Here is a 25,344-nt window from a genome sequence, read left to right on the forward strand (position 1 = left end):
GCACCATGTACAAGACCCTGCTCGTGCCGCTGGACGGCAGCGCCACCGCGCAGCTCGCGCTCGACGAGGCCGCCGCGCTGGCGCGGCTGTCCGGCGCCCGCGTGCACCTGCTGCACATCGTCGACGCGATGGAGCACATCACCGGCTTCGAGCCGCCGGCCGTGCACATCGGCGACATCCGGCCGCGCTTCCTCAAGGCCGGCCGGGAACTGCTGGACCGCGCCGCCCAGGCGCTGCAGGCCCAGGGCATCGCGAGCGAGACCACGCTGGTCGAAAGCGCCGGCGAGCGCGTGTCCGAGCTGATCGCCGCCCACGCCGCCCGCATCGGCGCCGACCTCGTCGTGCTCGGCACGCACGGCCGCCGCGGCGTCGAGCGGCTGCTGATCGGCAGCGACGCCGAGCAGCTGGCGCGCATCGCGCCGGTGCCGGTGCTGCTGGTGCGCGAGCGGCGCACGGCGGCGGGCTGAGCGGCGACGTCGGCCCCGGATGTCGAGCGCTTGATCGCACCGCCGAATGTAGCTACATTGGTAGCTACATTCATCCACCAGGGAGTGACATGCCCATTGCGACTGCCAAGCTGTTCGCCTCGGGCGGCAGCCAGGCCGTACGGCTTCCGGCCGAGTTCCGCTTCGACGATCTTTCGGAGGTCTACATCCGCCGCGACACCGCGACGGGCGATGTGATCCTGTCCGCCCGGGCTCCGGCCGACTGGGAGGCCTTCATGCAGCGGCGGGCCCGGATCGGGGCCAACGTGCCGGACGACTTCCTCGGTGCCGACGAACGCCGGCAAGGCAGCGAGACGCGCGACCCGTTCGCAGGCTGGAACGAGTGACCCTCTATCTGCTGGACACGAATGCCGCCAGCGCAGCCATGCGCGGCCACCCTGCATTCGACGCACGGCTGCAGGCGCTGGCGCCCGGCCGATGGTGCATTTCGGCGGTCACGCGGTCGGAAATCCGCTTCGGCGCGGCGCTCCGCCCCGAAGCCACGCGGCTGCACCAGCTGGTGGATGAATTCCTGCGCATCGCACCCGTGCTGCCTTGGGACGCCGACGCCGCGGACCGGCACGGCGTCCTGCGCGCCGACCTGCGGTCGCGCGGCCAGCCGATCGGAGACTTCGACGAGATGATCGCGGCGCACGCGCTCGCGCGCGGGGCCGTCGTGGTCACGGACAACACGCGGCACTTCGCCCGCGTGCCAGGCCTTGTGGTCGAGAACTGGCTGCGGCCATCGTCGCCCCCCTGACAGAAGCGCAAGCGCGACGGCCCGGCAGGCCCTGAACCCGCCGCGCCACCGGCGGCACCCACTCTGAACTACCCTCTCGGCACCCTCACTCCACGGAACCATTGCCCATGCGCATCGGAATGCTGACCGGCGGCGGCGACTGCCCGGGCCTGAACGCGGTGCTGCGCGCCGTCACCAAATCGCTGATCCGCCAGTGCGGGGCCGAGGTCGTCGGCATCGAGGACGGCTTCCTCGGCCTGATGGAGCAGCGCGTGCGCCCGCTCGGCTGGGACGACGTGAGCGGCATCGTGGCCGTGGGCGGCACGGTGCTGGGCACCCACAACCGCGCCAGCCCGCTCGACTGGCAGGGCCGCGACCGGCGCGACGAGGTGGTGCGCTACGCGCGCGAGACCCTGGGGCTGGAGGCGCTGGTCGTGATCGGCGGCGACGGCACCATGACCATCGGCCACGCGCTGGCCGAGCGTGGCCTGCCCATGGTCGGCGTGCCCAAGACCATCGACAACGACATCGCGGGCTGCGACCGCAGCTTCGGCTTCGACACCGCCGTGGCCACCGTCACCGAGGCGCTGGAACGCATCCAGACCACGGCGCAGAGCCACGGCCGCGTGATGATCGTGGAGACCATGGGCCGCAACGCCGGCTGGATCGCGCTGGAGGCCGGCATCGCCGGCGCGGCCGACGTGATCCTGCTGCCGGAGATCGACTACGACGTCGAAGCCGTCGCCGACGTCTGCCGCACGCGCGCGGCGCGCCGGCGCCACACCGTGGTCTGCATCGCCGAGGGCGCCAAGCCGCGCGGCGGCGCGCAGACCGTGCGCGAGCGCATCGCCGGCAGCCCCGAGCCGGTGCGCCTGGGCGGCGTGGGCCATGCGCTGCAGGCGCAGCTGCAGCCGCTGATCGCGAGCGAGGTGCGCACCACGGTGCTGGGCCACGTGCAGCGCGGCGGCCCGCCCACGGCCTTCGACCGCGTGCTGGCCACCCAGTACGGCAACACCGCGGCGCAGCTGGTGATCGAGGGGCAGTTCGACCGCATGGTCACGCTGCAGCACGGCCGGCTCACCAGCGTGCCGGTGGCCAGCGTGGCCGGCCGCAGCCGGCAGGTGCCGGCGGACCATCCGCTGCTGCGCTGCGCGCGGCAGATCGGCGTGGCGCTGGGCGAGCCGCCGGCCGGCGCCTGACCCGGCGCGCCGGCGCTGCACCGGTGGCGCGCGCCAAGGCATACTCAGGCGACCCGGCAGATGACGCGATGTATTTCATGGATTCCCAGCGCGACTCGCTGCAGCAGGCCGACCACCCTGGCGCGGCGGCCGCTGCATCGGCGAGTCTTGGCGACCAGCTGGCAGGCGGCTTGGTGGTCGCCGCCATCGTCACCGCCGCCTGCCTGTTCGGCGTCTGGACGCGGCTGACCGGCCAGTTGGCCGTGTTCTGGCCGGCCAACGCCCTGCTGCTGGGCATCATGCTGCGCTATCCACGGCTGGACACCACCGCCGGCTGGGTCGGCGCGGCCGCGGGCTATCTGCTGGCGGGCTACCTGGCCGGCGATGCCCTGCCGATCTCGGTGCTGCTGACGCTGTGCAACTTCGCCAGCGTGGTGAGCTGCTACCTGCTGATGGCCAGGCCGGGCTCGGAGGCGCGCCGGCTGCAGGGCGTCGGCAGCGTGCTGCAGATGCTGCTCGTCGTCATGCTGGCCGCGGGCGCCGCCGCTGCCGCCGGCGCCGTCGTCGGGCCGATCGCCTTCGGCCGCCCGGCGCTGCAGTCCGCCTGCGCCTGGTTCGTCAGCGAGATGTTCAACTACATCGCCATCCTGCCCGCGATGCTGTCGATACCGGCCGCCGTGCCCCGGCGCGTGCCGCGCCAGTGGCGCGCCAACCTGCCGCACTGGCGGCGGCTGGGGCCGCTGCTGGCGCTGCTCGCCTCGCTGGGCTGCGCGCTGGCGGTCGGCGGCCCGGGCGCGCTGGCGTTTCCGGTGCCGGCGCTGCTGTGGTGCGGCATGCGCTACGGGGTGTTCACCACCTCCGTGCTGACGCTGCTGACCACGGCCTGGACGCTGGTGGCCCTTTCCAGGGGCCACCTGAACATGGCGGTGGCGATCGACACGCCGCAGATGCTGATGTCGGTCCGCGTGGGCATCACGATGATCGCGCTGTCGCCGATCGCCGTGGCCAGCGCCGTGGCGGCGAACACCGCGCTGCTGGCGCGGCTGCGCCACATGGCGGAACACGATCCGCTGACCGGCATGATGAACCGCCGTGCCTTCGCGGAGCAGGCCGGCCGGGCGCTGGCGGCCGCGCGCGAGGCCGGCCAGCCGGCCGGGCTGCTGATCCTGGACATCGACCGGTTCAAGTCCGTCAACGACAACTACGGGCACTCGGCCGGCGACATGGTCATCGTGCACGTGGCCCATGCGCTGCGCAGCCGGCTGCCCCCCGGCCCGCCACTGCTCGGCCGCCTCGGCGGCGAGGAATTCGCCGTACTGCTGCCCGGATGCGACGCGCAGCAGGCCATGCGGATCGCCGAGAGCATGCGCCAGGCCTGCGCCAACCGTCCCGTGGCGATCGGCGACGGCCGCCGCCTGACGGTGACCGTCAGCATCGGCGTCGACACCGCCTCGCCCGCCCCGGCCCAGCTCGACCAGATGCTGCAGGCCGCGGACCGCGCGCTCTACGAAGCCAAGCACGCCGGCCGCAACCGCGTCGTCGCCTGAGAAGTTCAGGCCGAGGCACGCCAAGCCCCCTGCGGGCATTGCAGTCGTTGTCCTGGTGACCTGCCAGGACTGCACAGCTCGCGCCTACGCCTGTGGCCTGGCGCTCCCCGTCGTGGGCGCGATCGATCCATTCACCCGAGAAACGGCAGTTGGGTGATGTCGAAAACAAGAAAAAACAAGTATTGGCACGGGGTTGCGGCCGTTTTCGGCAACTGCGGCGCAGTTCCGAATGGGTGAGCCGCACAGTCGATCCATTCCAAAGGGCAGCAAGTACTTGCCCGCGTTCCGACCAGTCAACGGCTGTTTCCAAGTTCACCGCTTCCGAGAAGCGGCCGGCCGATCCGGCCTCGACGCGCCCCGCCCGCTGCTACCAAGGCACCGCCTGGCGGCGCTCTGCGCCCGCTCCGGCGCCGGGAGCCCTTCGGCGACACGGGAGCACACCGCCACTATTGCGCATAAGTGTCGAAAGTTCACCGATTGCATACATGGATACGTTTGGTTTCAAATCGACAATCCCATGCCGCCTCCTTCCCGACCTTCCCGCCGTGCTGTTTCTTGCCGCTGCCGTCTATGTCCTGCTCGTGTCCGCCCTGGCCGCGCGGCTCGCGATGCCGGGCCTGTGGCAGCGGGTCCGCGAACGCGCGGCCTGGCGGCTGCGCCCCTGGGCGGCAGCGGCGGCCCGCATCGGCCTGCGCGCGTCGGCGCGATGGGTCTGCGCCGCCGCCGTGGTGCTGGCGGCAGTCCCGGCCGCCACGCTCTGGCTGCGCGACCGGAATGCCTACGACGGCTACGACCACACCGCCAGCCGCGGCGTCAATCCGCAGGTGGCTCGCCTGCTCGAAGGCGAGAACCTGGTGCCGCCGGCGCCGCTGCCGCCGGAGCTGTTCATGACGCGCGAGCTGGAGCGCGCCCGCCCGGCCATCGCGACGGCAAGCCGCCAGTGGGAATTGCTCGACGCCGAGTTCCGCAGCCGCCTGCTCGCCGTCTACCAGGTGATGCGCGACCAGCACGGCTACGAGATGGTGCTGCTGGAGGGCTACCGCAGCCCCGAGCGCCAAGCCGAACTCGCGGCCCTGGGCCCCACCGTCACCTACGCGACCGCGGGCGCGAGCTACCACCAGTACGGACTGGCCGCCGACAGCGCCTTCATCATCGACGGCCGCATCGTCATCAGCGAGCAGGACCCGCGGGCGGCCCGCGGCTATGCGCTGTACGGCGCCGTCGCGCAGTCCGCCGGCCTGGTCTGGGGCGGCAGCTGGCGCAGCCTGAAAGACCTGGGCCACGTCGAGCTGCGGCGCCCCGGCGTCCTGCGCCGTACGGAACCCGCCCGGCCCCCGGCGTGACCGGCCGCCAGGGCCGTGCCGTCGCCACGGCCTGACGCCGCCGTCACATCACAGACGGTTCACTGCTTGGGAATGTTGGCCCGCGCGATCACCTCGTTCCAGCGGCGGATCTCGCGCTCCAGGCGGGCCTGCACTTCCTCGGACGTGCTGCCCTGGGCGACCTGGTTCAGCTTGAGCAGCTTGTCCTTCACGTCGGCCTGGGCGACCACGGTGTTGACGGCCTTGTTCAGGCGCGCCACCACGTCGGCCGGCGTGCCGGCCGGCACGGACAGGCCGTTCCACGACGACACGTCGAACTGCGCCAGGCTGCCGCCGGTCTCGCGCGCGGTGGGCACGTCCGGCAGCTGCACCGCGCGCTTGGCACCCAGCACGGCCAGCGGGCGCAGCGCGCCGCCGGTGATCTGCGGCATCAGCGGGCCCAGCAGGTCGATCATCGCGTCGAGCTGGCCGCCGCGCAGCGCCGTGATCACCGGCGGCGTGCCGTTGAACGGCACGATCTGCGCATCGATGCCGGCCGTGGTCTTGAACAGCTCGGTCGCCAGGTTCTGCGTGGTGCCGATCTGCGGCGTGCCGATGTTGAGCTGGCCCGGGTGCGCCTTGGCATGGGCCAGCAGATCGCCGAGTGTCCTGAAGCGGCTGTTCTGCGCCACCGCGATCGCCAGGTCGAAGCTGGCCATCATGGACACGGGCTTGAAGTCCTTCAGCGTGTCGAACGGCAGCGACTTGAACAGCGCCTCGCTGACCGCCGTGCCGGCCGACACCAGCAGCAGCGTGTGGCCGTCGGCCGGCGCACGCGCCACCTGCTCACCGGCGACGATGCCGCCGGCGCTGGGCTTGTTGTCGATGATGACGGGCTGGCCCAGCACCTCGGCCAGCTTCTGGCCCACGGTGCGCGCGGTCAGGTCGGCGCCGCCGCCGGCCGCGTTGGGCACCACGATCTTGATCGGCTTGGACGGGAAGGTCTGCGCCCGGGCGGCGCACGGCAGCAGTACCGCTGCGGCGCCGGCCGCCAGCAGGTCTCGTCTTTTCCACATGCGATGCATCCCTTTCGGTTGGCGATGCGCTGCCATTTGGCGCATCCGCCGGGGATTGTGGCGCAAGGCCGCGCACCTGCCGGCGGCTGTGGACCGGGTTCAGGACGGCACGGCCACCGCGTCCGTCGCGGCCCACGCCCCGCTGTCTCTGCGCAAAGTGGTAATCAACTCGTCCAGCGCTGCGACAGCGCCGTCCGCATCGCGCACGCGCAGGCAGCGCACGAGTTTGCGCCGCAGCGGATAGACGTCGGGCCTGGCCGGCGACGGCACGACATGCGTCAAGCGCTCGCGCAGCACGGCCGTCATGGTCTGCGCCATCAAGCCCAAGGCCTCGTTGTGGCCGGCCAGAGCAATCGACGAGAAGAAGCGCGCGATCGCCTCGATGCGTTGCGGCAGAGCCTCCGCGCCCTGGAGCTGCTCGATCTCGTGCGTGGCCGCCTCCACCGCGTCCACCTCGGCCTCCGAAGCGCGCGCGCAGGCCAGACGCAGCAAGGTGCCGTACAGCGCGCGGTAAGCCTCGTCGATGGCGGGCGTGTCCAGCCGGCCTTCGAGCACCCGCTTGCGCAGCGACTCGGCCAGCATCATGTAGGCGCCTTTGTAGAACACCAGCGCATGCTCGCTGGAGCCGGTGCCCATGTGCCGGACCTCGCCGATGAAGATGTCGTGGTCGCCGGCCTCGTGGCGTGCATGGACGCGGCACTCGAAGCTGGCCAGGCAGTCGTCGATCAACGGCGTGCCCAGCGGACCGGGAGCCCAGTCCACGCCCTCGAACTTGTCGGCGATCCTGCTCGACGCGAAGCGGCCGGACAGCGCATCCTGGCGCTGCGACAGGATGTTGATCGCAAAGTTCTCGGCCGCCACGAAGGTGCCCAGCAGGCTGCTGGCCTTGCGCAGGCTGAACAGCACCAGCGGCGGCTCCAGCGACACGGAGCTGAACGAGTTGCAGGTCAGGCCCACGGGCCGGCCCTCGGCGGTGGTGGTGGTGATCACGGCCACTCCGGTCGGAAAGCAGCCCAGCAGCTGGCGGAACAGCTTGGGATCGATGACCGTGGCGGGTGTCGTCGGATCGGTCATGGTGCAGGTGTCTCCTGGCGCTTGAAGAGTTGAACGATGTTGCCCTCGGGGTCGCGCAGCGAAAGCACCACGCCGTGCGTGCCCATGTCGCGCGTGCCCAGCACCTCACCGCCCGCAGCGGCCACGCGCTCGGCCGTGGCGGTGAAGTCGTCCACCTCGAACACCATGACGACACCAGAGGTGGCGGGCACCGCCTCTGCGCGGCAGGCCAGTGCCACGCTGGTGTTGCCCACGGCGTACTGGATCCAGCGGTCCTGGTCGCGGAACTTCAGCTGCAGGCCGAGAGCCGAGGCATAGAAGGCGTGGAGTTCGGCGGGCCGCTCGGCCACGACGAACACGTTCTGCAGGCGTTTGGGCGATTCCATGGCGTGTCTCATCGGTCGGGTTGGTAAAGGTTGCTGAGCGAAGCCTTGAGGAAGCCACCGTCGACCACCAGGTCTTGCCCGTTGACGTAGGCAGACGCGTCGCTGGCCAGGAAGCCCACCGCGCCGGCGATGTCGGCCGGCAGGCCCAGGCGCCGCGCGGGAATGCGCGCGGTGCGGCGCTGGAGCACGCCCTCGTCGCGGTAGTGCGGCTCTGACAGCGGCGTGCGCACCATACCCGGGCTGACCGAGTTGGCACGCAGGCCGCGCGGCCCCCACTCCACCGCCATCTGGCGCGTCAATGCCTGCAGCGCCGCCTTGGTCGGGCCGTAGGCGCCGACACGCGAGGGCGATTGCGCGGCGATCGAGGCCACGTTGACGATGCTGCCCGCCTGCTGCGCGAACATCATCGGAACCAGCGCCTGCGCGCACAGCAGGGCGCCGCGCAGGTTCACGCGGAAGATGCGGTCCCACAGGTCGATCGGCAGGTCTTCCAGCCCGACCGGCTGCGCCGTGATGGCGGCGTTGTTGACCAGCACATCGCAGCGGCCGAAGCGCGCGCGCGTCAGTTCGGCCATCGCGGCGATGGAGGCCGGGTCCGCGATGTCGCAGTGCACGGCCAGCGCGCCGTCCATCTCGCCTGGTGCGGCCGCGTGGCGGATGTCGGCCTGCACCACCTGCGCCCCCATGGCCTGCAGCTGCTGGCAGATGGCCAGGCCCAGCCCGCCGGATGCGCCGGTGACGACCGCCACGCTGCCCCGCAAGGCCCGGCTGTCGAACGTCGGCAACTGCATGGGCATCACGCGGCCACCGCGTTCATGGATTCGACTTCCTGGCGGATCGCCGGAATGATGCGCTCGCCCCACAGCTCGATCTGGCGCAGCATGGTCTTCTGGTCGAAGTCGCCCAGTTGCGTCTGCAGCGCGATGTGCTTGGGCCGCAGGATGCCGATCTCCTCCAGCATCTTGTCGATCACCTGGTTGACCGAGCCCACCGGCAGGTTCCTGCGCAGTTGCTCCATCGTCGGGTCGGTATCGGACGGCACCTCCCTGACCATGTAGCCGTCCTCGGACTGCGCCCGGCGGTACTTCAGGCTCTCGGAGATGCGACGTTGGAAGCGCGCGCAATCCAGATAGGCGGCGATCTCGGCGTCGTTGTCGGACGCGTAGGCGCAGCGCAGGAAGCCGAACTTCACGTCGCGGTCCAGATCCTTGCCGTTGTCGTCGGCCACCTTCACCAGGCGCTCGCGCAGCGCCATGACGGCCTCGGTGCCCTGGAGCAACGCCGTCACGAACAGGTTGTGGCCCTCGCGCACACCGCGCCCCAGCGCGGCCGGGTCGCCCGAGGTGATCCACAGCGGCGGCATCGGGTCCTGCACCGGGCGCACCGCGATCGAGCTGGGCGGCAGCTGCAGGAACCGGCCATCGTAGGCCACGGCCTTGCGCGTCAGCCCGCTGGGAATGATGTCCAGGAACTCGTCGTAGATCGCGGCCGCATCGTCGATCCCGATGCCGAAGCGTTGGAACTCGAACTGCTGGTAGCCCGAGCCCACGCCCAGGTCCAGCCGGCCGTTGGACACGGTGTCCACGAAGCCGACCTCAGCCAGGAAGCGGGCCGGGTGGTACAGCGGAAGAACGCACACCGCCGTGCCCAGCCGGATGCGCTGCGTCTGGGCCGCCATGTGCGCGATCATCATCAGCGGCGAAGGCGACAGCGAGTAGTTGTTGAAGTGGTGCTCGGCATACCAGGCGGTGTTGAAGCCGGCCTGCTCGGCCACCACGGTCTGCTCGATCGAGTTCTGGATGACCTGTTGCGAAGTCTGGTGGTAGCCACGTTGCTGCGCGAGGATGAAGACGCCGAATTCCATGGGGTGCTCCGTTGCTGAAGAGGGCGGTCCGATGCGATGAATTCTGTGGCTGGCCCTGTCCATCGGGAATATGGAAGCGGCGTGGTTCAGTCCTGCAGAAAACTGCGGGATCGACCGCCGCGACGGGCCGCACGCGCCAACGAAAACCGGGGCCGTGGCCCCGGTTGAACGAACGCACGGCGGTCAGCCGCCCTACTTGTCCTTCAACTCCGTCACGCGGGCCAGACCCTGCCAGATCTCTGCATCCTTCTTGATGGACGCCGCGTACTCCCTGGCCGTCCGGCTCACTGGCACGATCATGTTCTGGCCCTCGATCTTCTGGCGCACCGCATCGGTCTTCTGCAGCCGGTTGATCTCTTCGTTGAGCCGGTCGACGATGGCCTGCGGCGTGCCGGCCGGGACGAATACGCCATACCAGCCATCGGCCTCGAACTTGTAGCCCTGCTCGGACAGCGTGGGCAAGTCCTGCGTGGCCGGCCAGCGTTGCGAGCCAGTCTGGCCCAGCCCCACGAGCTTGCCCGCGCGCATGTGGGGCAGCGGCGACTGGATGTCGGTGAAGCCTACGCTGATGTTGTTGCCGATCAGGTCGGCCACTTCCGAGACCAGCGTCTTGTAGGGCGCGTGCGGCATGTCCAGCCCGTAGTGCGCCTTGATGCCTTCCATGGCCAGGTGGCCCGAGGAGCCGGTACCCCAGGAACCATAGGCCAGCTTGCCCGGGTGGGCCTTGGCATAGGCCACCATGTCGGCCAGGTTCTTGAAGCCCGTGCTGGGGTTGGCCACGAGCAGGATGCCGGCCGCGCCTACCTGCGCCACGGGCGTCAGGTCCTTTTCCGTGTCGTACGGCATCTTGGCGTGGATGACCGGATTGATCAGGATGGCGGACGACGGCGCGAACAGCAGTGTGTAGCCGTCAGCCGGCGACTTGGCCACGGTGTCGCACGCGATCAGGCCGTTGGCGCCGGCCTTGGGCTCCACCACGACGGGCTGCTTGAGTGCCTTGGACAAGGGCTCGGCGATCAGGCGCGCGAAGATGTCGCCGCCCGCGCCCGCCGATCCGGCGACCACGATGCGGACCGGCCGTGCCGGCCAGTCGCCCGTGTCGGCCTCGGCCTGGATTCCGGTGCCGAGCAGCAGGCCGCCGAGCAGCAGGGTTCGTCGGTGGATGGAAGTCGGGATCATTCAGTCTCCTTGATTGTTCGGTGAAGGGCTCAGGCCCCCACGGCCTGCGCGGCAACGGGGCTGCGCGCCAGTTCCTTCTGGATGGCCGGGATGATCCGTTCGCCCCAGAGCTCGATCTGCTTGAGCATGGTTTTCTGGTCGAAGTCGCCGAGCTGCGTCTGCAGCGCGATGTGCTTGGGCCGCAGGATGCTGATCTCCTCCAGCATCTTGTCGATCACCTGGTTGACCGAGCCCACCGGCAGGTTCTTGCGCAGCTGCTCCATCGTCGGGTCGGTATCGGACGGCACCTCCCTGACCATGTAGCCGTCCTCGGACTGCGCCCGGCGGTACTTCAGGCTCTCGGAGATGCGGCGTTGGAAGCGCGCGCAATCCAGATAGGCGGCGATCTCGGCGTCGTTGTCGGACGCGTAGGCGCAGCGCAGAAAGCCGAACTTCACGTCGCGGTCCAGATCCTTGCCGTTGTCGTCGGCCACCTTCACCAGGCGTTCCCGCAGGCTGCCGATGGCCTCGTTGCCGTTCAGCAGCGCGGTGACGAACAGGTTGTGGTGCTCGCGCACGCCGCGGCCCAGCGCGACCGGGTTGCCGGAGGTGATCCACAGCGGCGGCATCGGCTCCTGCACGCAGCGCACCGCGATGGAACTGCGCGGCATCTTCAGGAACTTGCCCTCGTACGAGAAGATCTTCTCGGTCATGCCCTGGTGCAGGATGTCGAGGAATTCGTTGTAGATGGTGCTGGCGTCCGCGATCTGCACGCCGAAGCGCTCGAATTCGAACTGCTGGTAGCCCGAGCCCACGCCCAGGTCGAGCCGGCCGTTGGACACGGTGTCGGCAAAGCCCACCTCGGCCAGGAAGCGCGCGGGTTGGTAGAGTGGCAGGATGCAGACCGCCGTGCCCAGGCGAATGCGCTGGGTCTTGCCCGCCATGTGGGCCACCATCATCAGCGGCGAGGGCGACAGCGAGTAATTGTTGAAATGGTGCTCGGCGTACCAGGCATTATGGAAACCTGCTTGTTCTGCCGCGATGGTCTGCTCGATCGAGTTATTGATGACCTGCTGGGATGTCTGGTGATAACCCCGCTGTTGGGCAAGAATGAATACGCCGAATTCCATGAATCTTCTCCGCAAAAGGTGCAGCCGCAAGGGTTGTCAAATTCTAGGGAGCCAAGCTGTTCTGGCTATCGCAGAAACTGCAGATGTGAACTGCAAAATCCGGAGGATTCATGGATAGATTGCGCGCCATGGAACTGTTCCTGTCGATCTCGCAGACGCGCAACTTTTCGGAGACGGCGCGCCGGTTCGGCATCTCGGCGACCGGCGTGTCGCGCATGATCACGGACATCGAGGAGGAGCTGAAGGTCAAGCTGCTGCTGCGCTCCACGCGCCAAGTCACGCTGACCGAATCCGGCCAGGAGTACGCGCGTGAGCTCGAAAGCATCCTGTGGCGCATCAAGGAGCTGCAGAGCAACATCACCGCCATCAGCACCGCGCCGCAGGGCCTGCTGCGCGTGCATTCGCGCGTGATGTTCGGCCTGGGCGTGCTGCCGGCGCTGATCGCGGCCTTCCGCAAGCGCTACCCGGCGATCCACATCGAGCTGACGCTGACCGAGGCCGCCGTGGACCTGCGGCGCGACCAGTTCGACATCGACTTCCGCATCTCGCCGCCGGTGGAAGCCGGTGTCAAGCGGCGCATGCTGTTCCAGAGCGACCGCCACCTGGTGGCCACGCCCGCCTACCTGGCCGGCAAACCGCCCTTGCGCCAGCCCGAGGACATCCTGGCGCACGACTGCCTGGCCTACCAGCTGCCCGGCGACCAGATCACCTGGATGTTCAAGCGGGACGGGCAGCTCAGCGAAATCGCGTTCCAGCCCCGCCATGTCAGCAACAGCGGCATCGCGCTGCTGGAACTGGCGCGCCTGGGTGAAGGCCTGGTGCTGCTGGACGACTACACCGTGGCCAACGACATCCGCATGGGCTGGCTGGTGCGCGTGCTGGACGGCTACCGGATCAGCAACAAGGGCTTCGACGAGGGCATGTACGCCACCATCCTGGACACACCCATCATCCCCGCGAAGATCCGCCTGTTCCTGGATTTCGTGGCCGAGCACGTGGCCGGGCCCGAGCTGCGCTTCGCCGCCCATGGCAAGGCCGCCGGCCTGCATGCCCCGAGCGCCGGCAACTGAGCCCTGGGCGCCGCCCGGCCGCCCGAAGGCGCTCGCACCGCAGCCCGTCAGGACGGCGGCCGTCTATCTATATCTGGTGAGCGCAGCTGGCACACCGGGCGCGCCATGCCGGCAAAGCCCAGGCCGCTCAGCTTGAGTACGGCGCCGTCCAGCGGGCCGGTGGCCTGCAACCGCCCGCTGTCGCTGATGCTGGTGACGAACAGGTCGGCCATGCCCGGGCCGCCGAAGCACAGCGCGCTCGGATGGGTAACCGGCAGGTCGATCCTGTGCGTGAGCCGCCCCTGCGGGTCGAAGCGGGCCAGGGCCCCCACCCGCACCAGCGCCATCCACAGCCCCCCCGCGGTGTCGAAAGCGCAGCCATCCGGCCCCGAGCCATACGCCTCGGTCCGCAGGAACACGCGCTTGTCGGCCAGGCGGCCGTCGGCCTCGATCCGGTACGAATAGACCACGCGCTCGCTGCTGTCGGCCACATGCAGGCGGCCGTCGAGCGGGCTCACGCAGGGGCCGTTGCTGATGCCCAGGCCGTCGTCGAGCTTGTGCAGATGCAGTTGCGGATCGAGCCGGTACAGCCCGCCCAGCGGCACCTCGCCCGGCTCGCGCGGCACATGCATGGTGCCCACCACGAAGCTGCCGTCGGCCAGCGCCGTGCCGTCGTTCAGGCGCAGCTGCGGATGGCTGGCCTCGATGCGCGCCAGCGTGCGCAGTTGCCCGCTGCGCAGGTCGAGCGCGGCGATCTCTTCCTTCAACGCCAGCACGATGCCCGCGCCGTCGTCGCCGTTGAACGCGAACGACCCCAGCGGGGGCGGCACGGGGTGGCGCGCGGCCACCGCGCCCGTGTCCGGATCCAGCGCCAGCACCAGCCCGGCGCGGCAGTCCAGCAGCCACAGCCGCCCGCCATGCCATACCGGGGATTCTCCCAATGCGGTTTTCAAATCTCCAAGGCGCTGGATATTCATGGTCGATTGGCAAACCCTGAAACTGCAGATTCAATTCACAGCGGCTGAAATCATTCGATTCTCCATCCATTGAATATCAGCCTGCTGGATGATAGCCAGGCCATCTCCCACGCCGCCCCGCGAGTCCTGCATTTCTTGCAGAACAGTACCGCGGATTCGACAGGAGTGATGTCAGGCGCCATTTCTACAATCCAGCCAGCGTATCGCCCTCGAGACAAACCAGCGCAAGCCGCCCGGTCTGCGAAGCCAGGACAGAACTTCCCGCGCCGGAACGGGCTGTTTGTCGACCGGTGCGATGTCCTGTGATTCTTGCCGCGGCAAGCCGGCTTTCAAAAACAGAGGTGGTGCATGAGTGAAGAATGGGTTCGCCTGGAAGTGTCCGACGGTGTCGGCCTGGTCACGCTGGACCGCCCGCCGGTCAATGCGCTGAACCGCGCCATGCGCCGCCAGATCGTGGCCACCTTCGATGCCATCGCCGAGCGCGACGACATCCGCTGCGCGGTGCTGACGGGCACCGGCACCATGTTCTGCGCCGGCGCCGACCTGAAGGACCGTCCCAGCGCCGAGATCGCCGGCGACTTCCTGGAGCACAACCGCATCACCCGCGAGACCGGCAACGCGATCCGCGAATGCACCAAGCCTGTCATCGCCGCCATCAACGGCGCGGCCCTGGGCGCGGGCTTCGGCCTGGCGGCGGCCTGCGACATCCTGTATGCGTCCGAGAACGCCACGGTCGGCATGCCCGAGATCAACGTCGGCCTGGCCGGCGGCGCCTCGATGCTCAAGACCCTGTTCGGCCGCTCCACGCTGCGCCGCATGTTCTTCACCGGCCAGCGCCTGACCGCACACGACCTGCTCAAGCGCAACGTGATCGAGGACGTGGTCGCCGAGAAGGATCTGCTGCCCGTGACCACGGCGCTGGCGCGCGAGATCGCGTCCAAGGCTCCGCTGGCCATCGCGTACGCCAAGCGCGCCGCCAACATGGTCGACGTAATGCCGCAGCGCGACGCCTACCGCTTCGAGCAGGAGTTCACCGTCGCCCTGTCCAAGACCGAGGACGCACGCGAAGCCCGCATGGCCTTCCTGGAAAAGCGCGCGCCCGTCTTCAAGGGGCGCTGAGCATGCCGGCCCAGGTGCAAGCCGCCCCCGGCGCGGGGCTGGACGCGTTCTTCCAGGCCGACGGCGTCGCCGTGGTCGGCGCCTCCGACGACATCACCAAGATCGGCGGCCGCCCGGTGCAGCTGCTGCGCAAGTACGGCTACGCCGGCGCGATCTACCCCATCAATCCCAGGGGCGGGATGCTGCAGGGCCTGCCGGCCTATGCCTCGATCCTGGACACACCCACGGCGCCGCAACTGGCCATCCTGGCCGTGCCGGCCGCCGCCACGCTGCAGGCCGTGCGCGACTGCGCCGCGCGCGGCGTGCGTGGCGTGATCGTGCTGTCCACCGGCTTCGCCGAGGCCGGTCCCGAGGGCGCCGCGCTGCAGGCCGAGCTGGTCCACGTGGCGCGCACGCATGGCATGCGCCTGCTGGGCCCGAACTGCCTGGGCGCCGTGAGCGTGGTGGACAAGCTGGTCGGCTCGTTCTCGATCGCGCTGGAGCAGAGCCTGCCGCCTGCGGGCCAGGTGGGCATCGTCTCGCAGTCCGGCAACATCGGCAGCTTCACCATGCGCAACATGGCCGACCGCGGCCTGGGCGTGAGCCGCTTCGTCGCCACCGGCAACGAGGCCGACGTGGACGTGGCCGACGGCATCGCCGCGCTGGCCGAGGACCCGGCCACCACCATCATCCTGTGCTGCATGGAGACCTGCCGCCACGCCGGCCGGCTGGCCGAGGCCCTGGACATGGCGCGCCACCGGCGCAAGCCGGTCATCGTGCTGAAGATCGGCGCCACCGCGCAGGGCCAGGCGGCGGCCGCCTCGCACACCGGCGCGCTGACCGGCTCCGACGCGGTGTTCGACGCCGTGTTCCGCCGCTACGGCGCGCTGCGCGTGCACTCGTTCGAGGAACTGCTCGACGTCGGCCACGCCGCCGTGCTGCTCGGCGCGGAACGCCTGCCCTCGACCGACGCCGTGACCCTGGTCGCGGCCTCGGGCGGCTTCGGCATCATGATGGCCGACGCGATGGTGCAGGCCGGCATGACGCTGCCCGCGCTGGCCGACAGCACCCGGGCGCGGATCCGCGAGGCCGTGCCCACCGCGGGCACCCACAACCCGGTGGATGCCTCGGCCCAGATGTCGGCACGGCCCGACATCCTGCTGAAGATGCTGACCGCGCTGCAGGACGATGCGAACGGCAGCACGCTGGTGCTGCTGCTGGCCCTGTCGCTGTACAACCCGCGCCTGCGCGGCGTGTACCTGGAGGCGCTGGAGAAGATCCGCGCCAGCCACCCCGATCGGCTGCTGGTCCTGATCAGCCAGGGCCCGCCCGACGCGGTGGCCGAAATCCGTGCGCTGGGCATCCCGGTGTTCCCCGGCATCCCGGCGGCGGCGACCGGGCTGGCCGGCCTGGTGCGGCTGGGCCGGCTCGCCGCCCTGCCCGCCGCGGCGGCCTACGATGGCCCGCGCGACCCGGTGGACCCGGCCGTGTTCCGCAACGAGTTCCATGCCAAGCAGGCCCTCGCCGCGGCCGGCATCCCGGTGCCGCGCGAAGAGGTGGTGGGCTCGGCCGACGAAGCCGTGCGCAGCGCCCGCGCCACGGGCTACCCCGTCGTGCTCAAGATCGCATCGGAGGACATCGCCCACAAGACCGAGATCGGCGGCGTGGCGCTGAACCTGCAGGACGACGCGGCCGTACGCGAGGCCTTCGACCGCCTGATGGCCAGCGCGCGGCAGCACGCCCCCGCGGCGCGGCTGGACGGCGTGCTGGTGGCGCCCATGGTGCGCGGCGGCGTGGAGCTGATCGCCGGCGTCTCGCGCGACCCGGTGTTCGGCCCGGTCGTCATGGTCGGCCTGGGCGGCATCTATGCCGAGATCCTCAAGGACGTGGCGGTCCAGGTGGCGCCGGTCTCCGAGGACGAAGCGCTGCGCATGATCCGCAGCCTGAGGATGTTCCCACTGCTGGACGGCGCACGCGGCCAGCCCAAGGCCGACGTGGCCGCCGCCGCGCGCACCGTGGCCCGGCTCTCCGAGTTCGCCTGCCGCCACGCCGCCGACGTGGCCGAGATCGACATGAACCCCATCCTGGTCCGGCCCGAGGGCGAAGGCGTCCTCGTGCTCGACGCGCTGATGGTGCCCGCCCCCACCCACTGAAGGCCCCATGCACATGGACCAGAACCCGGCCATCCCGGACGCCGCCGCCGGCCCGGCCGCCTACCGCCAGTACGCGCGCCAATGGCTGCGCGCCCACCTGCCCGCGCACATGCGCGCGGACAGCCTGGACTACCGCACGCCCACGCTGGACGAATGCCGCGACTGGGAAGCCGCGATGCACCGGGCCGGCCTGGCCGGGATGACCTGGCCCAAGGCCTACGGCGGCCTGGGCCTGACGCTGCGCGAGCACCTGGCCGTCAACAAGGAGATCGGCGCGCTGGCCATGCCCGAGAGCGTGAGCTCGATCGGCAAGGAACTGGCCGGCCCCATCATCCAGACCGTGGGCACCGAGCAGCAGAAGCAGCTGTTCCTGCCGAACATCCTGGCCATGCGGCATTTCTGGTGCCAAGGCTTTTCCGAACCCGACGCCGGCTCCGACCTGGCGCGGCTGCGCACCAGGGCCGTGCCCGAAGGCGACAGCTGGCGCATCAACGGCCAGAAGATCTGGACCAGCGGCGCGGCCAAGGCCCACTACTGCCTGCTGCTGACGCGCACCGGCACGGTGGCCGACAAGCACCGCGGCCTGCTGATGTTCGCCGTACCCATGGACACACCCGGCATCCGCGTGGTGCCGATCAAGTCCATCGACGGCAAGGAGTCGTTCGCCGAAGTCTTCTTCGACGACGTGGTGGTGCCCGACGGCGCGCGCCTGGGCGCGCCGGACGAGGGCTGGAACGCGGCCATCCGCGTGCTGTCCATCGAACGCGCGACCAACCGCATGTACCGCGCCTGGCGTTTCGAGTGCGAGCTGCGCCAGTTGGTCGCGGCCTGCCGGTCCGACCCGCTGCTGGCCACGCTGCTGGACGACGGCCACACGCAGCGCCGCATCGGCGAGGTGGTGGGCGAGATCGACGCGCTCAAGGGCCTGGTCGAGCGCACGGTGCGCCAGATGGTCGCGGGCGAGAAGATCGGCGCGCGCGGCTCGTTGACCAAGCTGTACTGGTCCGAGTGCCACCAGGCCTTCGCCGGCCTGGCGCTGTCGCTGGTGTCGCACGTGACGCCGCGCTCCAGCGCGCTGGCCCGGCGCGCCCGCCAGCACTTCAGCACCGGCTACCTGTTCGCCCGCGCCGAGACCATCTACGCCGGCACCACGGAAGTGCAGCTGGACATCATCGCCGACCGCATCATGCACTTGCCCAAGGACCTCTGACCATGTCGGACCAAGACCTCCAGCCCGAGGAATTCGCCCAGGCCGCGGCCGCGGCCATCGCCGACGCGCAGGCCCGCAGCTTCCGCGAGGCCGCCCGGGTGCTGGCCGGCGCCGGGCTGTGCGGCGTGTGCGCCGACGAGGACGCGGGCGGCCTGGCCCTGGGCACCGCGTTCGCGCTGCCCATCGTGGCCGAAGCCGGCAGGCTGCGCCTGCAGTGGCCGCTGCTGGAAACCATCCTCGTCGCCAAGGCGCTGGGCAGCTCCGCGCTGGCGGCCGAGCTGGCCGGCGGCACGCGCATCGCCACCTGGGCGCTGCAGGGCAGCCTGCAGGACGGCTATGCCGGCCAGGCGCGCCATGCCCGCGCCAGCGACTGGGTGCTGGTGGCCGACGGCCAGGGCGGCGCGGCCCTGCTCGACCTGGCCACCGTCCGGATCGAGGACGACCCGGCGCTGGACCCGGACCACCCGCAGTCCTGGCTGGGACTGGACCACGCCCGGGTGCTGGCCACGCTGGATGCCGCCGCGTTCGGCGCGCTGCAGCGCGAGCGCGACATCCTGGTGGCCGGCCTCGTCCACGGTGCCGCCGAGGGCGCGCTCGCCGCCACGGCCGCCTACCTGGCGACCCGCGTGCAGTTCGGCCGCCCGCTGTCGGCCAAGCAAGCCGTGCGCCACCTGCTGGCGCGCATGCGGCTGCTGCAGGAGGCCGCCCACGCGGGCATCCAGCGCGTGCTGGATGCGGACGAGTACGGCCAGCCGCGCGCCACCCGGCCGGTGCTGGCCAACGCCCTGTCCAGCGCCGCCTTCGTGCTGGAGAAGTCCATCCACCTGCATGGCGGCATGGGCTTCACCTGGGAGCTGCCGCTGCATGTGTCGCTGCGCGAGGTGCGCAAGTTCGACGCCGCCTTCGGCTCCGGCGCGCTGGCCCGCCAGGTCGGCCGCGACTTCATCCACTCCGCCTGAACCCAAGGAACACCGATGCACCAGGACCTGCTCGGCCGCGTGGCCCTCATCACCGGTGCCGGCGCCGGCATCGGCCGCGAGACGGCGCTGCAGATGGCCGCGCGCGGCGCCATCGTCTGCGTGAACGACCTCAAGGAGGAACTGGTCGCGCCGGTGGTCGACGACATCCACGGCCGCGGCGGCCAGGCCTTCGGCGCGCCGGTCAACATCGCCAGCCGCGAGGGCATGCGCGAGGCCATCCAGCGCGCGTTCGCGCACGCCCGGCGGCTGGACATCCTCGTCAACAACGCGGCCTGGGTGCGCTACCAGGCCATTGCGGACATCATGCCGGAGACCATCGAGCGCATGCTGGACGTGGGCTTCAAGTCCGTCATCTGGAGCCTGCAGGAGGCGGTGGCCGTGATGGACCCGCAGCGCGGCGGCGCCATCGTCAACGTGGCCTCGGTCGCGGCGCTGCGCTCGGCCGCCAACTCGGTGGTGTATTCGGGCATCAAGGCCGGCATCCTGGGCATCACCCGCGCGGCGGCAGCCGAGCTGGGAGCGCGCAACATCCGCGTGAACGCGGTCTGCCCGTCCGCCGTGCCCACCGAGGGCACGCAGCGCAACCGCAACGCCGAGCGCGACGCCAACCGGATCGCCCGCACGCCGCTGGGCCGGCTGGGCACCGTGCAGGACATCGCGCGCGCCATCTGCTTCCTGGCCAGCGACGAGGCGAGCTTCATGACGGCGCAGGCCTTGACGGTCGACGGCGGCATCACCTTGACGAACATCTGACGCGCGGGGCCGGAACATGCAGACGGTTCTGATCACCGGCGCCGCATCCGGCATCGGGCGCGACACGGCACGGCTGTTCGCCGCCGCCGGCTGGCAATGCGTGCTGGTCGACCACAACGCCGCCGCCTTGCAGCAGGTCGGCGCGGCCCTGCCCGCGCCGACTGGTGGTGCGCACGTGCTGCGCTGCGTCGACCTGACCGATGGACAGCAGATCGCCACGCTGGCCCAGGGCACGCCCGCGCTGGACGCCATCGTCAACAACGCCGGCATGTCCGACGCGTCGAACACGCCGCTGGCCCAGCAGGACGCAGCGCAGATGGGCCGCCTTCTGGCGCTCAACCTGGCTGCGCCCGCTGCCGTGGTCGATGCCTGCAGCGCGCTGCTCCGACCCGGCGCGCGGGTGGTCAACGTGTCCTCCGGCGCCGGCCTGCAGGCCATCCCCTGGCGCGGTGCCTACAGCCCGAGCAAGGCCGGGCTGATCGCCCAGACGCAGGCCCTGGCGCAGGCGCATCCGGAGTGGTGCGTGACGGTGCTGGCGCCGGGCTTCGTGCGCACCGAGCTGGTGGACGGGCTGATCCAGGCCGGCCGGCTGCAGCCCGACGCGGCCGTCGGCAAGATCCCGCTGGGCCGCATGGCCGCGCCGGCCGAGATGGCGCAGGCGCTGTACTTCCTGGCCAGCCGCGGAGCACGGCCCTTGAGCGGGCAGGTGCTGGCCGTGAACGGCGGCTCGTCCATCTACGGCGGCAGCCAGCGCTTCGCGCCGGCGGAGCTGGCGCCGCAGTCCCTGGACCTGCCGCTGCAACTGGAGGTCGCAGGGGGCGACGCAGCGCCGTGGCAGGCCGCCGCGCCCGCCAGCCCATCCGCCACGCACTACGCCGCCTGCCTCGATCTGTCGCCGCTGCAGGCGGCGCCGGCCAGCCTGCTGCAGGCCGTGCACGCGGCCGCCAGCCGCTTCGCCGCGCGCCACACGCAACGGGCCAGCCTGACCCTGCTGCTGCCGCGCGCACGGCCCACCCGCTGGCAGGACGCGGGCGACGCCGCCGCCGCCCGCATGCTGGTGGCGACCCTGGCCTGCGAATGGGGCGGCCGCGCGCTGCGCATCAACGCGCTGGAAGTCCCGCCCCACGCCGAGCCGCAGTCCCTGCATGCGCTGCTGCGCTACGTGTGCGGGGCCGCCGCGCAATACCTGACCGGGCAGACATTGGTCTGCCGAGACATCGCAACCCAGGAGGCCGCATGAACACCACGGGCATCGCCGACGGTGCGCTGCGCGCGCAGATCAAGGCCTTCTTCATCGCCGAGCGCGGCTACTGGCGGCCGTGGACCGAGACCCTGCTCGACCTGAGCCCCGGCTTCCTGCAACAGTACGCGCGCTACGCCGGCTACCCGGCGCGCACCGGGCCGCTGACGCCGCGCATGGTCGAGCTGGTCTACGTGGCACTGGACGCCTCGTCCTCGCACCTGTTCGCGTCCGGCCTGCAGACCCACCTGCGGCGCGCGCTCGAGGTCGGCGCCACGCAGGCCGACCTGTTCGACGTGCTGCACCTGGTCGCCGTGCAAGGCGTGGCCAGCGTGTGCCAGGCCAGCGACATCCTGGCCGAGCTGACGGCGTCGCCTGGTGAGCCGGCCATCGATGCCCGGCTGCAGCAGCGCATCGCCCGCGTCGGCCCCGCGCACGCCCTGTCCCTGGCCAGCCTGGCGCGCCGCGACCCGGGCTATGCCGAGGTGCTGCTGGACTTCATCGAGCACGGCCGTCCCGAGGGCGGGCTGACCCCGGCCGAGCGCAGCATCGTGCAGCTCGCCCTGCACGCGTGCTTCACCGCGTTCAACGCAGAGGCGGTGCGGCAGATCGTGACCACCGCCCTGGCGCAGGGCGTGCCGGCGGCCGAACTGCAGCAGGCCATCCAACTCGGCGCCCACCTGGCCGTGCATGGGACCGCGCTGGGGGCCGACGTGTTCCAGCAGGTCCGGGACGCGGGCGCGGGCGCCCCGCCGGCGCCCGGCGGCTGACGGCAGCGCCGCGCACCGCTTTCCGGGCACTCCAGGGGACACGCTGGAGGAACTGGCCCGCTGCATGCGAGCCGGGTCCGACCGCTGGTGCCGCTGCTGCAAAGCCTGAACCCGCCAAAGCAGGCGCAGTGCCTGAGGGCAAGGGCGCGCCTACTCGTTGGTGAGCTTGGCCGTTTTCGCCAGCCCTTGCCAGGTCGCGATGTCGCTGCTGACCGTGGCGGCGAACTGTTCGGCCGTCTTGATCGGCGGCTTGGGCATGTTCAGCGCGGCGAACTTCTTCTGGGTCTCCTCCGTCGCCAGGATGCGGTTGATCTCCTGGTTGAGCCGCTGCACGATCGGCTGCGGCGTCTTCGCCGGCACGAACACGCCGTACCAGCCGTCCACGTCGAACTTGTAGCCCTGCTCGGTCAGCGTGGGCACCTGCTGCAGCGCCGGGCCGCGGCCGGTCCCCGTCACGCCCAGCGCCACCAGCTTGCCGGTCTGGATGTGCGGCACCGGCGAGGCGATGTCGAGGAAGCCCACGCCGATGTTGTTGGCCAGCAGGTCGTTCAGTTCGGTGGCCGTGCCTTTGTAGGGCACGTGCGGCATGTCCAGCCCGTAGTAAGCCTTGATGCCTTCCATCGCCAGGTGGCCGGTGGAGCCATTGCCCCAGCTGCCGTAGGACAGCTTGCCCGGGTTGGCGCGCGCGTAGCGCACCATGTCCGCCAGGTTCTTGAAGCCGCTGGCCGGGTTGGCGATCAGCAGCACGCCGCTGGCACCCACCTGGGCCACCGGCAGCAGGTCCTTCTGCGTGTCGTAGGGCATCTTGGGCAGCACGATCGGGCTGATCGCGATCGACGACGACGGCGACAGCAGCATGGTGTAGCCATCGGGCGCGGCCTTGGCCACGAAGTCGTTGCCGATCACGCTGTTGGCGCCGACCTTGTTTTCCACATAGACCGGCTGCTTCAGCGCCTCCTGCAGCGGCCCGGCCAGCATGCGCGCGAAGATGTCCACGCCGTCGCCGGCGGCGCCCGGTGCGACCAGGCGGATCGGTTTGCTCGGCCAGGCGGCGCCCTGCGCCAGCGCCGGGGTGCCCAGCAGGGCGAGTGCGGACGCCAGGAGGGTCCGCCGGTGGATATGAGCATCATGCATGCAAGTCTCCTCGTTATGAAGCATCTCAGGCGCGTTGCGCCAATCGGGTAATGCCGTCCAGGATGCGCGGCCACATGCGCAAGGGCAGTGTGTGGCCCATTCCGGGCAGCACCATCAGCTCGGCACCGGGAATGCTGGCGGCCGTGTCCCGCCCCGCCGCCAGGGGGACCAGCGGGTCCACGTCGCCGTGGATCACCAGCGTCGGCACGGTCACGTTCCTCAGCGCCTCGCGCCGGCTGCCCGAGGCGAGGATCGCCACCAGTTGTCGAGCGCCCCCCGCCGGGTGCAGGCCGCGCGTGTGGTTGCGCAGGGCGCGCGCACGGTCGCGGGCCTCCTCTTCCTCGAACAGGCCAACGCGCAGTTGCTTCCAGGTCTGGATGTAGTGGGCCGTATAACCGTCGAGCGAACTCGGTGCCGGCTTGAAAATGGCCGACATGGCGCCGTACTGCGGCGCCGGCAGATCGGGCGCGCCAGTGGTGGACATGATCGAGGTCATCGTCCGCACACGCGCCGGCTCCGCGATGGCCAGCGTCTGCGCGATGGTGCCGCCCATCGAGGCGCCCACCAAGTGCGCCTTGGCAATGCCCAGAGCGTCCATCAGCCCGGTCACGTCGCGCGCCATGTCGCGCAGCAGATAGGGTGCGGCCACGGGCCGGCGCAGCCAGGCGCGCGTCATGGCCAGCGTCACGTTGGGCACGCCGGCGCTGTCGAGCCGGGTCGAGCGGCCGGCATCGCGGTTGTCGAAACGCACCACCCAGAAGCCCCGCAGCGCCAGGGCCTCGCAGAACTCGTCGTCCCAGCCCACCATCTGCGCGCCCATGCCCATGATCAGCAGCATCGGCGGGTCCGACGGCCGGCCGAAGGTCTGGTAGCACAGCTGCAGCCCGTTCGCCTGCGCGAACAGCTCGGGGCTGCGCGGCACCTCCGTCAAGCTCGCTCTCCCACGCCGTCGAACACGATCACGCTGCGCGCCACCTCGCCGCGCTGCATGGCGGCAAAGCCGTCGTTGATGTCTTCCAGCCGGATGCGGCGCGACACCATGTCGTCCAGGTTGAGCCGGCCCTGCAGGTACAACTCGACCAGGCGCGGAATGTCGTCGCGGATACGGGCCGAGCCCAGCGCCGAGCCACGGATCTTCTTTTCCAGGAAGAACTCGCTGCCCTCGATGGAAGCCTTGGCGCCGGGCGAGAACAGGCCGACGATGGTGGCGGTACCGCCCGGCTGCAGCATGCGGAAGCACTGCTCCACCGTGGCGGGCAGGCCGATGCATTCGAAGGAGAACTCCACGCCGCCCTCGGTCATCTCCTGCACCCGGGCGACCACATCGCCCTCGCTGGCCAGCAGCGTGTCGGTGGCGCCGAACCTGCGCGCCAGCTCCAGCTTGCCGGGCACGTTGTCGATGGCGATGATGCGCGCCGCGCCGGCGATGGAGGCCCCGTTCACCGCCGCCAAGCCCACGCCCCCGCAGCCCACCACCGCCACCGACGCGCCGGCCGGCACCTGGGCATTGCGGAACACGGCCCCGGTGCCTGTGATCACCGCGCAGCCCAGCAGCGCGGCGCGGTCCAGCGGCATGTCCTTGCGGATCCGCACCAGCGCGTTGCGGTGCACCAGCATCTGCTCGGCAAAGCCCGACAGGTTGAACACCTGGCTGACCGGCTGTGCGCCGTGCGACAGGCGCCGCGCCTTGCCGGGCGGTTGCTTGACCTCGGTGTCCATGCACAGCGCGAAGCGGCCTCCCAGGCACTGCCGGCACAGGCCGCAGAAGACCGACAGCGCACCGACCACATGGTCGCCGCGCTGCAGGTCCCGCACGCGTTCGCCCACGGCTTCGACCACGCCCGACACCTCGTGGCCCAGCACGCCGGGCAACGGGATCTTGCGCATGCCCTGCATGTAGTGCAGGTCGCTGTGGCACAGGCCGACGGCGGCGGTTCTCAGCAGCACCTCGTCCGGCCCGGGCGCGGCGATCGCCATCTCCTGGATCACCAGCGGCTGGCCGAACTCCTGCAGAACTGCTGCTCTCATCAGATGCGTCTCCCATGGATGTGTTGCACGGCCAC

25 protein-coding genes are annotated in these 25,344 nt (G+C 70.6%); 14 read left to right on the top strand and 11 right to left on the bottom strand.

The features are described from left to right. Positions 1–5 precede the first annotated feature (5 nt). From QM782_RS00925 to QM782_RS00950, 6 genes are all read left to right on the top strand, one after another. Complete coding sequence (locus QM782_RS00925; RefSeq protein WP_415201060.1) at positions 6–467, top strand: universal stress protein; 462 nt, start codon at positions 6–8, stop codon at positions 465–467. Between the two features lie 89 nt (positions 468–556). After that, a complete protein-coding gene (locus QM782_RS00930; protein WP_415201061.1) occupies positions 557–832 on the top strand; it encodes an antitoxin in 276 nt (91 codons plus the stop codon). Then, on the top strand, positions 829–1,245 hold the full coding sequence (locus QM782_RS00935; RefSeq protein WP_415201062.1) for a type II toxin-antitoxin system VapC family toxin: 417 nt from the start codon (positions 829–831) through the stop codon (positions 1,243–1,245). The genes QM782_RS00930 and QM782_RS00935 overlap by 4 nt, the downstream gene beginning before the upstream one ends. A 107-nt stretch (positions 1,246–1,352) precedes the next feature. After that, a complete protein-coding gene (locus QM782_RS00940) occupies positions 1,353–2,423 on the top strand; it encodes a 6-phosphofructokinase (RefSeq protein ID WP_415201063.1) in 1,071 nt (356 codons plus the stop codon). Between the two features lie 77 nt (positions 2,424–2,500). Continuing rightward, positions 2,501–3,949 (top strand): diguanylate cyclase, encoded by a 1,449-nt coding sequence (locus QM782_RS00945; protein ID WP_415201064.1) that lies wholly within the window; start codon positions 2,501–2,503, stop codon positions 3,947–3,949. A gap of 545 nt (positions 3,950–4,494) precedes the next feature. After that, entirely contained in the window at positions 4,495–5,292 is a 798-nt protein-coding gene (locus tag QM782_RS00950) for a M15 family metallopeptidase (RefSeq protein ID WP_415201065.1), read from the top strand. A 59-nt stretch (positions 5,293–5,351) separates the two neighbouring features. Here the strand turns inward: QM782_RS00950 and QM782_RS00955 are convergent, their stop codons facing one another. The 7 genes from QM782_RS00955 to QM782_RS00985 all read right to left on the bottom strand — a co-directional run bounded on the left by QM782_RS00955 (position 5,352) and on the right by QM782_RS00985 (position 11,917). Further along, the gene (locus QM782_RS00955) at positions 5,352–6,326 is read right to left on the bottom strand and encodes a Bug family tripartite tricarboxylate transporter substrate binding protein (RefSeq protein WP_415201066.1); all 975 of its coding nucleotides are present in this window, start codon (positions 6,324–6,326) and stop codon (positions 5,352–5,354) included. A gap of 99 nt (positions 6,327–6,425) precedes the next feature. Beyond that, positions 6,426–7,400: a flavin reductase gene (locus QM782_RS00960; RefSeq protein WP_415201067.1), complete on the bottom strand. Its 975-nt coding sequence runs from the start codon at positions 7,398–7,400 to the stop codon at positions 6,426–6,428. Next, a complete protein-coding gene (locus QM782_RS00965; protein ID WP_415201068.1) occupies positions 7,397–7,765 on the bottom strand; it encodes a VOC family protein in 369 nt (122 codons plus the stop codon). The genes QM782_RS00960 and QM782_RS00965 overlap by 4 nt, the downstream gene beginning before the upstream one ends. Positions 7,766–7,773: 8 nt before the next feature. Continuing rightward, complete coding sequence (locus tag QM782_RS00970; RefSeq protein WP_415201069.1) at positions 7,774–8,556, bottom strand: SDR family NAD(P)-dependent oxidoreductase; 783 nt, start codon at positions 8,554–8,556, stop codon at positions 7,774–7,776. A gap of 5 nt (positions 8,557–8,561) precedes the next feature. Continuing rightward, positions 8,562–9,629 carry an LLM class flavin-dependent oxidoreductase gene (locus QM782_RS00975; RefSeq protein WP_415201070.1) on the bottom strand — a complete coding sequence of 356 codons (1,068 nt, stop codon included), beginning with the start codon at positions 9,627–9,629 and terminating at the stop codon, positions 8,562–8,564. Positions 9,630–9,821: 192 nt separating this feature from the next. Continuing rightward, positions 9,822–10,808, bottom strand: coding sequence for a Bug family tripartite tricarboxylate transporter substrate binding protein (locus QM782_RS00980; RefSeq protein ID WP_415201071.1), 987 nt, complete (start codon positions 10,806–10,808; stop codon positions 9,822–9,824). 29 nt (positions 10,809–10,837) lie between these two features. Continuing rightward, complete coding sequence (locus QM782_RS00985; protein ID WP_415201072.1) at positions 10,838–11,917, bottom strand: LLM class flavin-dependent oxidoreductase; 1,080 nt, start codon at positions 11,915–11,917, stop codon at positions 10,838–10,840. Between the two features lie 128 nt (positions 11,918–12,045). On the opposite strand from QM782_RS00985, the gene QM782_RS00990 reads away from it, so the two are divergent. Further along, a complete protein-coding gene (locus QM782_RS00990; protein ID WP_415201073.1) occupies positions 12,046–12,987 on the top strand; it encodes a LysR family transcriptional regulator in 942 nt (313 codons plus the stop codon). Between the two features lie 47 nt (positions 12,988–13,034). On the opposite strand, the gene QM782_RS00995 is transcribed toward QM782_RS00990, so the two are convergent. After that, complete coding sequence (locus tag QM782_RS00995) at positions 13,035–13,907, bottom strand: SMP-30/gluconolactonase/LRE family protein (protein ID WP_415201074.1); 873 nt, start codon at positions 13,905–13,907, stop codon at positions 13,035–13,037. A 384-nt stretch (positions 13,908–14,291) separates the two neighbouring features. On the opposite strand from QM782_RS00995, the gene QM782_RS01000 reads away from it, so the two are divergent. From QM782_RS01000 to QM782_RS01030, 7 genes are read left to right on the top strand one after another with little or no spacing between them, the layout of a single operon-like run. Beyond that, the gene (locus QM782_RS01000) at positions 14,292–15,062 is read left to right on the top strand and encodes an enoyl-CoA hydratase/isomerase family protein (protein ID WP_415201075.1); all 771 of its coding nucleotides are present in this window, start codon (positions 14,292–14,294) and stop codon (positions 15,060–15,062) included. 2 nt (positions 15,063–15,064) lie between these two features. Continuing rightward, entirely contained in the window at positions 15,065–17,194 is a 2,130-nt protein-coding gene (locus QM782_RS01005) for an acetate--CoA ligase family protein (RefSeq protein WP_415201076.1), read from the top strand. A 7-nt stretch (positions 17,195–17,201) separates the two neighbouring features. After that, positions 17,202–18,404 (top strand): acyl-CoA dehydrogenase family protein, encoded by a 1,203-nt coding sequence (locus QM782_RS01010; RefSeq protein WP_415201077.1) that lies wholly within the window; start codon positions 17,202–17,204, stop codon positions 18,402–18,404. 2 nt (positions 18,405–18,406) lie between these two features. Continuing rightward, positions 18,407–19,363, top strand: coding sequence for an acyl-CoA dehydrogenase family protein (locus QM782_RS01015; RefSeq protein WP_415201078.1), 957 nt, complete (start codon positions 18,407–18,409; stop codon positions 19,361–19,363). A gap of 15 nt (positions 19,364–19,378) precedes the next feature. Then, the gene (locus QM782_RS01020; RefSeq protein ID WP_415201079.1) at positions 19,379–20,137 is read left to right on the top strand and encodes an SDR family NAD(P)-dependent oxidoreductase; all 759 of its coding nucleotides are present in this window, start codon (positions 19,379–19,381) and stop codon (positions 20,135–20,137) included. Positions 20,138–20,153: 16 nt separating this feature from the next. Next, complete coding sequence (locus QM782_RS01025; protein ID WP_415201080.1) at positions 20,154–21,377, top strand: SDR family NAD(P)-dependent oxidoreductase; 1,224 nt, start codon at positions 20,154–20,156, stop codon at positions 21,375–21,377. Beyond that, on the top strand, positions 21,374–22,147 hold the full coding sequence (locus QM782_RS01030; RefSeq protein ID WP_415201081.1) for a carboxymuconolactone decarboxylase family protein: 774 nt from the start codon (positions 21,374–21,376) through the stop codon (positions 22,145–22,147). Before QM782_RS01025 ends, QM782_RS01030 begins: the two co-directional genes overlap by 4 nt. 150 nt (positions 22,148–22,297) lie before the next feature. On the opposite strand, the gene QM782_RS01035 is transcribed toward QM782_RS01030, so the two are convergent. The 3 genes from QM782_RS01035 to QM782_RS01045 are packed head-to-tail and all read right to left on the bottom strand — an operon-like array spanning position 22,298 to position 25,309. Further along, entirely contained in the window at positions 22,298–23,281 is a 984-nt protein-coding gene (locus QM782_RS01035; protein WP_415201082.1) for a Bug family tripartite tricarboxylate transporter substrate binding protein, read from the bottom strand. 25 nt (positions 23,282–23,306) lie between these two features. Continuing rightward, positions 23,307–24,203 carry an alpha/beta fold hydrolase gene (locus QM782_RS01040; RefSeq protein WP_415205563.1) on the bottom strand — a complete coding sequence of 299 codons (897 nt, stop codon included), beginning with the start codon at positions 24,201–24,203 and terminating at the stop codon, positions 23,307–23,309. Between the two features lie 5 nt (positions 24,204–24,208). Beyond that, positions 24,209–25,309 carry a Zn-dependent alcohol dehydrogenase gene (locus QM782_RS01045; RefSeq protein ID WP_415201083.1) on the bottom strand — a complete coding sequence of 367 codons (1,101 nt, stop codon included), beginning with the start codon at positions 25,307–25,309 and terminating at the stop codon, positions 24,209–24,211. Positions 25,310–25,344: the final 35 nt, after the last annotated feature.

Origin of the sequence: Pseudorhodoferax sp., assembly GCF_047601025.1 — a bacterium.
GTDB lineage: Bacteria > Pseudomonadota > Gammaproteobacteria > Burkholderiales > Burkholderiaceae_C > Pseudorhodoferax.